The sequence below is a fragment of the Dubosiella newyorkensis genome (genome assembly GCF_001945605.1).
Classification (GTDB): domain Bacteria; phylum Bacillota_I; class Bacilli_A; order Erysipelotrichales; family Erysipelotrichaceae; genus Dubosiella; species Dubosiella newyorkensis.
Genome location: NZ_MPKA01000104.1, coordinates 1 through 11,740 on the forward strand (window position 1 = coordinate 1; position 11,740 = coordinate 11,740).

Sequence of the window (11,740 nt, forward strand, 5' to 3'; positions counted from 1 at the left end):
GCGATCGAATTCGCGGTAGCGGCAAGCGCTTTGAAGCATTCGATCGAAGGCGACTACAACCTCGTATCGGTCGATGAAGTCGAAAAGCTTGCTGGCGGCGACGGTTCTGGACGCGTTCAGCGATAAAATCAATGACCTAGTCGAGTGCCATTCTCTCTAGGTCTTTTTTGTTCATTTAAAATTTGGTATAGTAGTGAAAATGGCAAACAAAGGAGAAAGAACATGAATATATACGATATTTCCAAACAATCTGGTGTATCGATCGCCACCGTTTCCCGTGTCATCAACAATTCTGGCTATGTAGCAGAAAAAACACGAAAAAAAGTTATGGAAGTGATCGAAAAAAATAGTTATTCCCCCAATGCGTTTGCCCGAGGAATGTCTACATCCAGTATGAAAACCGTGGGTATTTTAACGACCAATATCCGGGACCTTTATCAAGCACAATGCGTCTATTATTTAGAGCAGGATCTTAAAAAACACGGCTATACGGCGATGCTTTGTTGTACAGGCGATGAGCAAGCCGCTAAAAAAGAACACGTCGAGCTTCTCGCTTCAAGAAGTGTGGACGCGCTCATCTTTATTGGTTCGCACTTTGTAGAAAAAAGCGAAAAGGACAATGGATATATTTACGCGGCGAGCAACCACATCCCCGTCTTTTTGCTGAATGGATGCTTGTCCCACTCCAATATCTACAGTATCCTGTGCGACGATGAAAAAGGCTGTTATGAACTGACTAAGTGCGCTCTCGATCATGGCGCCAAGTCCCCTTATTTTTTAGCGACTCGCGATACATTCAGTGTCCAAAGAAAATGGAAAGGATTCAAAAAGTCTTGTAAAGAACATGACATCGAGATCGACGATTCCCGGTTCCGACTGTTAGAGGATGGTTTTGAGCAGCTTGGCTCGCAAGTCTTCTCTATCCTTCAAGATACAGATATTGACGCGGCGATCTGCGTCGATGACGAGATCGCTTCGATCGTTGAAAAAGTCGCGGATTATTGTAAACGAAAAGTTCCGCGCGACCTGCAGATCACAGGCTACAACGATTCGATTTTCGCGAAGCTCGCACATCCTGCGATCTCTTCGTTCGATAATCGAACCGCCTATATGTGTTCGCAAGCGATCTACGGATTAGTTCAAGTATTGGAAGGAAAAGAGTTTCCTGAAGAAACGATGTATACCGGAAAAGTCGTTCTACGGCATTCCACGAACGATTAAAAAAAGCTTAGCCAAAAGGAGCTAAGCTTTTTCTTATTCTTCTTAGATTATTTAGCGGCTTGAACCGTATCGCCAAACTCTTCCGCGATAAATTCTTTGATGTGATCCGACTTTAACACTTCGACAAGCTTTTTCACCGCTTCATTGTCTGCATTCGATTTTTTCACCGCAATGATGTTCGCGTACAATTTTGCAGCATCGCTGTTCGCGTCTTCGATCGCGCGCTGGTATTCTGTAATATCGGCATCCAGAGCGTAGTTTCCATTGACCACGATCACAGGAGCGTCCTCGATGCGTGTTGGGATCTGATCGGCGGCAACTTCCACGATTTCAAGATTTTTAGGATTATCTTTGATATCGGCTTTTGTCGCTTTATCGACTGTCGCGTCTTCTTTGAGCGTGATCAGTCCAAGATCTTGCAACAAGAACAAAGCGCGGGCTTCGTTGGTCGCATCATTTGGCACGACGACTTGATCCCCTTCCTTCAAATTATCGAGATTTATTTCTTCGATTTCTTTTGAATATACGCCCATTGGCTCGTAATGGATCGATCCGGCGCTGATCAAATATCCATCATCGCCTTCGGCATACCCGCTATCCGCATTGTAAGAATCAAGATATGGTTGGTGCTGGAAATAATTGGCGTCCAAAGAACCATCGCTAGTGGCTGGGTTGATGTTTGGATAATCCGAGAATTCTTTGATTTCTAATTCATAGCCACCGTCAGCCAATTGTTTTTTCGCTTCTTCTAAAATGATCGCGTGCGGGGATGTTGTCGCACCCACGACGATTTTCTTAGAATCTGCATCCGAATCGGAACCATTGGAACTGCAAGCCGTTAAAGTGAGTCCTAGCGCGATCGCCGCGCCTACTTTTAAAAATTTGTTCATTCTTTCTCTCCTTATTTAATGGGTAGTTTTTTCTACCAATTTATTACCAATCGATTGAATGATCGATATGATAATCAAGATCAAGATCACAACCGTATAGGTGATGTCATACATAAAACGTTGTCCATAGCGGATCGCCATGTCGCCTAGCCCTCCAGCGCCCACCGCGCCAACGATTGCGATTTGACCGATCAGCGCGATCAATGTGATCGTGATGCCTCGGATCATCCCTGGAATATTTTCTTTCAAATACACTTGGAAAATGATCTGCATCGGCGACATTCCCATGGAAATACTCGCCTCTACGATGCCTTCGGGGATCTCCATCATGCTCGACTCCATTTGCCGGGCGACAAAAGGGATCGTTCCTACGACCAAGGGGACCATCGCTCCCGAGATCCCGATCGTCGTTTTAAAGATCAGTCTCGATAAAAACGCGAGCATCGGCACGAGAATGATGAAAGGGATCGAACGGAACAAGTTGATGATCTTATCCAAGATAAAGTACACCCATTTGTTCGGCAAGATGCCATCTTTTCTTGTGACGACGACGATCACGCCTAAGATCAAGCCAAAGAAGATCGATATGATCCCGGAAAGCGCGAGCATGATAAGCGTATCAAGGATCGCTTTAGGAAATTGATCGATGTATTTTAGCACATTGGGCGCGATATTAGTCAATATGTCCACGTTTCATTACCTCCACATATACACCTTCTTTTTTACATTGATCAAGAGCATGCCGGATATTCTCGTCTTCGCCTGTAAATACCGTTACAAGCGTTCCTAGCGGCGTGTCTTTGATCACTTCGACATTTCCAAAAATTATTGAGCAGTCGACGTTGTAGTCGCGCGAGATCTTGGAAATGAGCGCTTCACGCGTGTTGCTGGATGAATACTTCAGTTTCACGAGCTGTTGATTGCTTGCAAGCTGGGTCAAAGGATGATTCTCTTTGATCAGTTCATTGATCTTGTTGGAGTTGTTGGTCGTATTGATGAAGTTCTTTGTAATTTCCTGGATCGGATTGACAAAGACAGGCACGATATCGTCTTTTTCGACGACACGTCCATTCTCCATCACAGCGACACGATCGCAAACCTCTTTGACAACAAGCATTTCGTGAGTGATCATCACCACGGTCAAATTCATTTCTTGATTGACTTTTTTAATGAGCTTCAAGATACTTTGGGTCGTTTGCGGGTCTAGAGCGCTTGTCGCTTCATCGCATAAAAGCACCTTGGGTTCACTGGCCAGCGCCCTTGCGATCGCCACCCGTTGCTTCTGTCCACCCGATAGCTGAGAAGGATACGAATCCTTTCGCTCCACTAGATCGATCAATTCGAGCAATTCCATGACTTTCTGTTCGATGAACGCTTTGTCTTTTTTCATCATCCTGAGCGGCAAGGCGATATTTTCATAGACGGTCTTCGCGCGCATCAAATTGAAGTGCTGAAAGATCATCCCCATTTTTTGGCGTTCTTGCCGGAGCTCTTTATCGCTCAGCTCGAGCAGATCCTTTCCATCGAAGATCACTTTCCCATCTTCGGGCCGTTCTAATAAATTGATGCATCTTACCAAGGTCGATTTTCCAGCTCCTGAAAATCCAATGATGCCATAGATCTGCCCTTCTTTGATATGAAGGCTCACATCCTTGACCGCATGGACATCCCCGTCCTTAGTCTGAAATGTCTTCGTTACATGTTCAAGTCGAATCATTTTGTCGTCCTTTCCAAAAAAAAATCCGTCCTTGATTAGGACGAATGCTTATTCGTGTTACCACCTAAAGTTTATCCTCTTTTCGCAAAGAAGGACCTCATCGAGTACCAACATACTCTATCGCTGTAACGGGCGCATCCCGTCGTGGCTTACATTTCAGCCACGCTACTCCAAGACCATGTTCGCCTAGCTCTTCACGTTCTCTTCCACCAAATCGAGATACTCTCTTTGCTTCCAAGCTCGACTACTCTTCTTTTCAACATCAATTTATGGTTAGATATTACCAGTTATCTGAAACAATGTCAAAGTTTTTTCAGAAAAAAAATCGTATTTTTCATGAACGAATGATCGAAGGATAGAACTGGATCCCGCTCTTGATCATCCGATGGATCATCGGCCTTCCGATTTGTGAAAAATACGACTCAATATTCGGTGCCGATAAAACCAATAGATCTCCCTGATTCCCTTTTTTGATCGTGCCTATCTTCTCCAAGTGATAGGCTTTTGCAGGATTTCGTGTCATCGCGTTCAAGATCTTGATCGGATCTTCGTGAAAAAGAACATTCAATAAAAAGCCTAAAGGCTGAAGCGAATAGATCTTATATGGGTTCACATCCATCCCGCACGATAAAATAAACTCTTGATGGATCTTATGAGCAGGAACCATATCGATAATAGGCAGTTCAGCGTTCTTCTTGGTCGTGATCACTTCCTGAAACAATTCTTTTCTGCGCAAGCTAGGATCATGACTAACAAGAGTCAAGATCCCATTTTGTTTCATGGCATATAACAGATCCGAGACGTTGCGGATACGGTCGCCTTCTAGCATCGATTTAGAGCAGGTAAACTTTCCATCAATGAAGGCCGGAACGACACACTCTCCTCTTGCGTCGATCATTCTTGTCGCGTCATCCACCCATTTTTTAGGATCATGGCTTCCGAAATCCAGGATCTTATCGTGATGCAGTGCGACAAACGCTTGCGAAATGATCGTATTTTTGGAATCACATAAATAAAGATTTTCTATATTCTTTATTAAAAGAGTTGCTTTCATACGATCTCCTTTTTATAATCTTTAAATCTAGGGGGTTTTATTGTGTTTTTTAAATTTAGAAAAAAGCCGATTGTACTCACCGTGCATGGTTTTGGGCAAAAACGTCATCATGAAATGGACGACTTGGCTGCCTTTCTTTCCCGTCAAGGCTACGAAGTGATTCAGTTCGACTTATATGATCTAAACAATCCATCCGATGCCGATATCCATAAGTGGATCGAGCGTGCTGAGCAAGCGATGAAAAAGGCGCTTTCAAAAAGCAGCGAAGTTTATGTAGTCGGCTTCAGTATGGGAGGTGTGATCAGCAGCTATCTAGCGACGATCTATCCGATCAAAGCGCTCGTTTTAGTGGCGCCCGCGTTCCAATATATCAACTTGCAGCTCGCTAAAACGATTACGATGAAGACTTTTTCTTCCACTTCGCCTTCCGCCTCGAAAGCGCCTTCCAAAGCCCAGACGAAAGCGTTCACCGAAATCGTCTCCCGCTTCAAAGAGTCGATCGCCCACGTGACGTGTCCGATCTTGATCTTGCATGGAACAAAAGACGAGGTGATCGATCCTTCCAGTTCGCATAGTGCCTTTAAAAAGATCGACCATCCAAAAAAATGCTTGCTTTATTTAGAGGGAGCGCCACATCGTTTATTATATACGAAAGAATTCGAAAAGCCGGCCTTTTCCATCATTCTATCGATGCTTCAAGGAAAGCTTGTCTAGCTTTCCTTTTTTTCAGATGCGCTTCGAGCAGATCTTGTTTGAGATCGAATAAAGAGCCTGAAAGATCGACGTAATATTCTTGTGGATAGGCGAAACGTTTCAATTCGTCCCATAGTGTTTCTTGTTGTTCGAGGCAATACGCACGGATCTGAGTAATGCTTGGCGAAGTGTAGATCTGTTTTCCATCTTCAAACACTTTGATCAGCAGATCTTTAAATTCATAGCTTCCTGCTGGAAAAACTTTATATTTCCATTTCGACATTGGATGATAGATCGTTAGATCCTGGTTCGGATCGATCGTTTCCTGGTGAAGACACATCAAGTCCGCGACCGCTTTTTGACTTTCACGATCGTAGATCCGGTAAAGATCTTTCCAGCCCGGATTGGTGACTTTTTCTAGATTATCGCTGATCTTGATCTTCGGGACCCATTCCTCTCCTTCCTTGATCGCAACCATTTTATAGACTCCGCCAAAGACAGGCGAAGTCCTCGAGCAGATCAAGTTTTCACCGACACCAAACGAATCGATCTTAGCGCCTTGTTGGTGGATGAGCGATTCGATCACATATTCATCCAAGGAATTTGAAACGACGATTTTGCAGTCGTTCATATTGGCTTCATCCAATTTTTTGCGGACCCGTTTCGATAAGTACGCCATATCGCCACTATCGATCCGAACTCCTTGTAGACGATAGCCATTCGGCTCCAAATAGTCTTTCGCGACTTTGATGGCGTTTTCAATCCCAGATCCTAATGTTGAATACGTATCGATCAGCAGAGTGCAATGCTCAGGATACGTTTTTGCATAATTCAAGAACGCTTCATATTCTGTATCGAAGCTTTGAACAAAAGAGTGCGCCATCGTACCAAGTACAGGGATCTGAAATTGTTCACCCGCAAACGTCGTGGCCGTTCCTGCGCATCCAACAATATAAGCCGCTCTTGCGCCATAGATCGCCGCATCAAAGCTATGGGCCCTTCGTGCCCCAAATTCCATAACCGCTCTTCCTTCCGCGGCTTGCACGATCCTTCTTGCTTTGGTGGCGATGAGCGTTTGATGGTTGATCGCTAAAAGAAGGGCTGTCTCTACGAGCTGGGCTTCGATGAGCTTCGCTTTGACTCGCAAGACCGGCTCATTAGGAAAGATCGGCGTTCCTTCTGGAACGGCCCAAAGATCGCCTGTAAAGCGGACCGTCGATAAATATTCTAAAAAATCTTCTTCAAACAGATGAAGCGACCGCAAATACTCGATATCTCCTTTTGAAACGTGAAAATCACGAATATATTCGATAGCTTGTTCTAAACCGGCAGCGATGCAGAAACCGCCATCATCGGGATTTTTACGATAAAAAAGATCGAAGATGGCTTCTTCTTCGCGATGTTCTTTATAATAGCATTGACTCATCGTCAATTCATAAAAATCCATGACAAGCGTCAAATTTCTTCCGTCTTTCATTGTTTCACCTCGATCGACCGAACGACTTCGATCCCATTTTGTTTCATATTTTGGATTGCGGCTTCGTTCCAAAAATTCGCGTCATGCACCCCTTCGATATGATATGTATCCACACAATCTTCTGGAATGATGATGCGATGTTCCTTAAGATCCATCTCGTTGAGATAGCTTCTCAAAGAGAGCGCGAATTGGAGGATACAAAGATCTGTACAGCAACCAGTGATGATCAAGTCTTGGCTCGGCGCTAGAATATCCGGTAGCCGTTTTTGGAACGAAGGAGCCATAAATGTATTTGTGCTGTTTTTATAAACAACATCTTGCTTGTAGGCAAGCAGTTCATCGATCACTTCCGCTTCATGGCTTTTCTCGATGCAATGGGGCGGATACGATCTAAATTCTGCCGCATCCGCGCTGTGGGAATCGCAAATGAACAATGTGCGATCTTTTAATCGTTGAACAAGCGCCTCGATTGGCTTGCTGATGGGAAAGATCGTGGAATCGGCGAGCGCTCCTTCTTTGATGAAGCCATTGATCATATCTACAACGAATAAATACGGCTTGTTTAGTTCTATGAAACGAAGAGTTGCTTCTTCGTGCTGTTTTCTTTTTGCCATTGTTTTCTCCTATGTCATTTAAATTAGTATAACACAAAAAAAGAGAAGTCGATTTATACCTGGACTTCTCTTGTCTTTATTCCTCTTTCGCTTCTTCGCTTTTTTCGTCGCTTTCAAAAAGCGCATCATCGCTTTCTTCATGCGGCTGCATCGAAGCTTTTAAGCGCGTCTCCAATTCTTCCTTCAAGTCTGGATGGCTCTTGATAAACTCTTTGGCCGCTTCTTTTCCTTGACCGACCTTCTCTCCTTCGTACGAATACCAGGCACCCGCTTTTTTCAAGATGCCCGCCTCGACACAAAGATCGACAAGTTCCGAGATCGCGGAAACGCCTTCGCCATACATGATTTCCAAAACGACCGTTTTGAATGGAGCGGCTACTTTGTTTTTCACGACCTTGACTTTGACTTTGTTTCCGATGATATCCGATCCATTTTTGATCGTATCCGCTTTTCTGATATCGATGCGCACCGAAGAATAGAACTTCAAAGCTCTTCCTCCAGGCGTCGTTTCCGGGTTTCCATACACGATCCCGACTTTTTCACGAAGCTGGTTGATAAAGATCGCTGTACAATCTTTCGCGTTCATGATGCCGGCTAGCTTACGCATCGCTTTTGACATCATCCGCGCTTGCGCGCCTACTTGCAGATCGCCCATTTCTCCATCCAATTCGGATTGAGGAACAAGAGCCGCCACACTATCGACGACGACAAGATCGACCGCGCCGCTTTCGATCAACATGAGCATGATATTGAGACCCTGCTCACCAGAGTCAGGTTGCGAAAGGATCAAATCATCGATATTGACACCAAGCTTTTGCGCGTATACCGGATCGATCGCGTTTTCCGCGTCGATAAAAGCCGCCCGGCCGCCTTTTTTTTGAACTTCCGCGATCGCGTGAAGCGCTAAAGTCGTTTTACCACTCGACTCAGGCCCAAAGATCTCGATGATCCTGCCTTTTGGATATCCTCCGATCCCAAGGGCCTGGTCGAGCAATAAAGAACCTGACGGGATCGGTTCGACATCCGTTCCCGCGCGATCTCCCAAACGCATCACCGCGCCCTTACCATATTCGCGTTCAATATCTTTTAAAACATCATTCAATAACTTATCGCGATCTTTAACTTCTTCCGTTGCCGCTTTTTTTGCCATATTCTTTTCCTTTCCGTGTTTTATTCTAAGTTTATAAGTACAGATAAACGATATCTTTTCAATCTAATTCCTCGATTATTATACTAAAAACACAAATAAAACACAATAAAAATACAGAATTTTTATGATTTTTTCTGTATGATTTGTAGAAGTTCGTGAATCATTTCAGCAACCGCACGCTCACGGACAGCGTTGCGATCTAGATCGAACAATTCCAGTTTAAAATCGTATAGATCCCCATCTGGGCCTGCGATCGCGCAAAAAACTAGACCCGCTTTTTTCCCTTCCATGGCGCTCGGTCCCGCATTCCCGGTAAAGGAGAGGGCGTAATCGACATCCATCAAGCGCTTTGCGTTGAGCGCCATCGCTCTAGCGCACTGCTTCGAGATCACACCGTACTTTTCGATCAAGATCGGTGATATATCCAGCATTTTCTCTTTCATCTCGGTAAAATACGTAATAAAACCACCCTTTAACACAGCGCTTGCTCCAGGCACGGAGGCAAGCGTCGAAGCGAAAAGGCCTGCTGTCAAGCTCTCGGCGCTTCCAATGGTAAGTTCTTTTTCTTTACAAAGCGCGATCAATTTCTCTTGTTCCATCACATGCTCTCCAAGACATATTTTTTCAATTTGTCAAAATAGATCCAGCCACTATAGAGAGAAGCCAGCGTGGCCGCCCACAATACGATCGAAGCAAGCGGGAAGCCAAATAGAGCGCAAGGCCAATTGTTCAACAGCAATAAAATGATCGCGCACATCTGAAGCACCGTTTTCAGCTTGCCAAAAAAACCCGCTGATACGACTTCCCCACTTTGCGCCGCGCTCATGCGCAACCCATCCACGATCAAATCGCGCGCGATCATCAACAAGACCGCCACGACATTGGCTTGATGCGCCCAAACCAACAAAATCAACACTGTATTGACAAGCATCTTGTCCGCGATCGGATCCGCGAACTTGCCAAACGACGTGATCCAATGGTGCTTGCGCGCCAGCATCCCATCAAAATAATCTGTGATCGAGGCGATCGCGAACACGAGAAGCACGAGCAGATTACGGATACCTAGGTGTGTCGCTTCATTGACGATTCCCGCATCCGCAGGAATACAAAGATATAATGCGACGACCACAGGAACGAGACAGATCCGAACGATCGTCAATTTATTTGGTAGATTCATAAACCCTCCATATCTGTGCCATAGGCATAAGGATCATAATATTGATCGCTTTCATCATACCCGCTTCCCCAATACTCGTCTTGTGAATTGCCATCGTAATCTGGCTGACTTTCTTGCACAGGCTGAAGTCCAAAGGCCAGCGTCAAGGAAGCCTCTTTATCCTGCTGTGTTTCATTTGGCTGATAGATGACTTGATTTCCATTCAAAGAGATGGCGTTATTCGCGTATTGAGAAATCACAAGGCGATACTCCGCGGGCTGCTCGCAAGTGATGATCGCTGAAAAATCGGAATCGACTTCCTGATCAGAGCTTCCTGCGATCAGCGTATCTCCTTGATAGAGCTCGATTTTCGTTTTATTTGGAACCGAAACCTTCAATTCAACGACCCAAGGCATTGCTTGCTCGCTGTTGATATAATAGATCCCGTTCTCTTGGCTTTCGAGCTGGATCGTCGTTTTCGCTTCGTTGAGCTTCGTTTCCTTACGCTGTTCTGAAAGCCGCTGTGTTTCTTGTTCTTTCGCTTGCAGCTCCGCTTTCCTTTCCGCTTCGCGGGCGTTTTCTTCCCGGGCGCTCAAGCTAGAACCAAGAACATTGCTCAAGACCAAAAACAGAGCGAGCGCGCCGATCCCTAAGATCGCTAAGCGCGAGATCCTCTTTTTTGGCCAATGCAGCATCCGGCTTGTTCTAGATACACTTGTTTGATAGCGGGAACGTTTCTTCTTCGTCCGCTTGGCCGCTGTTTCGCGCGGAATGTTCTGTACGATCTTTTGCTGGGCCATCGTAAGGGCCATGTTCTTTTTATGCGCGTAATATTTGATCGTTTGATCCACTTCGAGCTGGATCACATCCCAGTTGACGCCGATCGCATTGGCGTAAGAATGAACAAAATAGCGGACAAAAGAATAGTCGTCCGAAAACACGTCGAGATCGTTCTCTTCGATCGCTTTTATATACTCAGGCGCTAGACGCGTCTGGTTTGAGACATCTTGAATGGAAAGCTTTAGGTCGATTCGTCGCTGTTTTAAGATTTGATAATAAGTCACTAAAACTCCCCCTTTAGGTTCTCATTATAGCAAAATTCGTATCGAAAAAAAACGTTCATCGAAACCTTTCCATCACGTTCCTTCTACTCTATATCAATACGACAAAAACGATAAAAATGGTCCCGCAAAAAGAAAAAAAGTCGAACAAATCGACTTAGACTGTTGAAAAAAGCAGGGTTTTAAATCATCCGATAAGCTCGTAGGGGTTTGTCAAAAACAGAAATTTAGATTGTCCTCAAACTTGACATGGTACCAAGCCAATATCAAACCGAAATATCTGAAACACAAGATAAAAACGACCATATCTAAAGGGAATGATCGAAAACTTCACAATCTTCTGAAAAGACAATTCAATCCAAAAGATCCCGACAGTATATGGTGTACCGATATCACCTATATCTGGACAGAGGAAGGATTTGTCTATCTGACCAGCGTGATGGATCTGTATTCCAGAAAAATAGTCGGGTGGGTGATGACTCGAAATATGGAAGCCGCAAAAGTTCTGGAGTGTATAGAAATAGCCAAAAGAAGACGAGGAATCAAAAAGCCATTGGTGATCCACAGCGATCAAGGAGTCCAGTACACAAGCGAAGAATACAAAAACAAGACAGAAGGAATGGAAAGATCGTATTCGAGAAAAGGCAATCCATGGGACAACGCCTGCATCGAAAGCTTTCATTCACTGATCAAGAGAGAATGGATCA

At 44.7% G+C, this 11,740-nt stretch carries 13 protein-coding genes and 1 other annotated feature; of the genes, 3 read left to right on the forward strand and 10 right to left on the reverse strand.

Annotated elements, in window-relative coordinates; translation table 11 throughout:
- Positions 1–222: 222 nt before the first annotated feature.
- Positions 223–1,221: a LacI family DNA-binding transcriptional regulator gene (locus tag BO225_RS10440; protein ID WP_076342161.1), complete on the forward strand. Its 999-nt coding sequence runs from the start codon at positions 223–225 to the stop codon at positions 1,219–1,221.
- A gap of 47 nt (positions 1,222–1,268) precedes the next feature.
- Here the strand turns inward: BO225_RS10440 and BO225_RS10445 are convergent, their stop codons facing one another.
- The 4 genes from BO225_RS10445 to BO225_RS10460 all read right to left on the reverse strand — a co-directional run bounded on the left by BO225_RS10445 (position 1,269) and on the right by BO225_RS10460 (position 4,882).
- Entirely contained in the window at positions 1,269–2,111 is an 843-nt protein-coding gene (locus tag BO225_RS10445; RefSeq protein WP_076342162.1) for a MetQ/NlpA family ABC transporter substrate-binding protein, read from the reverse strand.
- Between the two features lie 15 nt (positions 2,112–2,126).
- A complete protein-coding gene (locus tag BO225_RS10450) occupies positions 2,127–2,801 on the reverse strand; it encodes a methionine ABC transporter permease (protein WP_076342163.1) in 675 nt (224 codons plus the stop codon).
- Positions 2,785–3,828, reverse strand: coding sequence for a methionine ABC transporter ATP-binding protein (locus BO225_RS10455; protein ID WP_076342164.1), 1,044 nt, complete (start codon positions 3,826–3,828; stop codon positions 2,785–2,787). Before BO225_RS10455 ends, BO225_RS10450 begins: the two co-directional genes overlap by 17 nt.
- A 33-nt stretch (positions 3,829–3,861) precedes the next feature.
- Positions 3,862–4,097, reverse strand: a binding site (T-box leader).
- A gap of 65 nt (positions 4,098–4,162) precedes the next feature.
- Positions 4,163–4,882, reverse strand: coding sequence for an amidohydrolase family protein (locus BO225_RS10460; protein WP_076342165.1), 720 nt, complete (start codon positions 4,880–4,882; stop codon positions 4,163–4,165).
- Between the two features lie 42 nt (positions 4,883–4,924).
- On the opposite strand from BO225_RS10460, the gene BO225_RS10465 reads away from it, so the two are divergent.
- A complete protein-coding gene (locus BO225_RS10465) occupies positions 4,925–5,596 on the forward strand; it encodes an alpha/beta hydrolase (RefSeq protein ID WP_233120328.1) in 672 nt (223 codons plus the stop codon).
- Here BO225_RS10465 and BO225_RS10470 read toward each other — a convergent pair.
- From BO225_RS10470 to BO225_RS10495, 6 genes are all read right to left on the reverse strand, one after another.
- A complete protein-coding gene (locus tag BO225_RS10470; RefSeq protein ID WP_076342167.1) occupies positions 5,562–7,052 on the reverse strand; it encodes a nicotinate phosphoribosyltransferase in 1,491 nt (496 codons plus the stop codon). The two genes, BO225_RS10465 and BO225_RS10470, sit on opposite strands and share 35 nt — an antisense overlap.
- Positions 7,049–7,666 carry a cysteine hydrolase family protein gene (locus BO225_RS10475; RefSeq protein ID WP_076342168.1) on the reverse strand — a complete coding sequence of 206 codons (618 nt, stop codon included), beginning with the start codon at positions 7,664–7,666 and terminating at the stop codon, positions 7,049–7,051. Before BO225_RS10475 ends, BO225_RS10470 begins: the two co-directional genes overlap by 4 nt.
- A gap of 76 nt (positions 7,667–7,742) precedes the next feature.
- Positions 7,743–8,816: a recombinase RecA gene (gene recA, locus BO225_RS10480; RefSeq protein WP_076342169.1), complete on the reverse strand. Its 1,074-nt coding sequence runs from the start codon at positions 8,814–8,816 to the stop codon at positions 7,743–7,745.
- 122 nt (positions 8,817–8,938) lie between these two features.
- Positions 8,939–9,415 carry a CinA family protein gene (locus BO225_RS10485; RefSeq protein ID WP_076342170.1) on the reverse strand — a complete coding sequence of 159 codons (477 nt, stop codon included), beginning with the start codon at positions 9,413–9,415 and terminating at the stop codon, positions 8,939–8,941.
- Positions 9,415–9,993 (reverse strand): CDP-diacylglycerol--glycerol-3-phosphate 3-phosphatidyltransferase, encoded by a 579-nt coding sequence (pgsA, locus tag BO225_RS10490; RefSeq protein WP_076342171.1) that lies wholly within the window; start codon positions 9,991–9,993, stop codon positions 9,415–9,417. The genes BO225_RS10485 and pgsA overlap by 1 nt, the downstream gene beginning before the upstream one ends.
- On the reverse strand, positions 9,990–11,036 hold the full coding sequence (locus BO225_RS10495) for a helix-turn-helix domain-containing protein (RefSeq protein WP_076342172.1): 1,047 nt from the start codon (positions 11,034–11,036) through the stop codon (positions 9,990–9,992). The genes pgsA and BO225_RS10495 overlap by 4 nt, the downstream gene beginning before the upstream one ends.
- Positions 11,037–11,265: 229 nt before the next feature.
- On the opposite strand from BO225_RS10495, the gene BO225_RS10500 reads away from it, so the two are divergent.
- Positions 11,266–11,740: IS3 family transposase (locus BO225_RS10500; protein ID WP_143356825.1), on the forward strand; the 475-nt coding region annotated here is incomplete at its 3' end.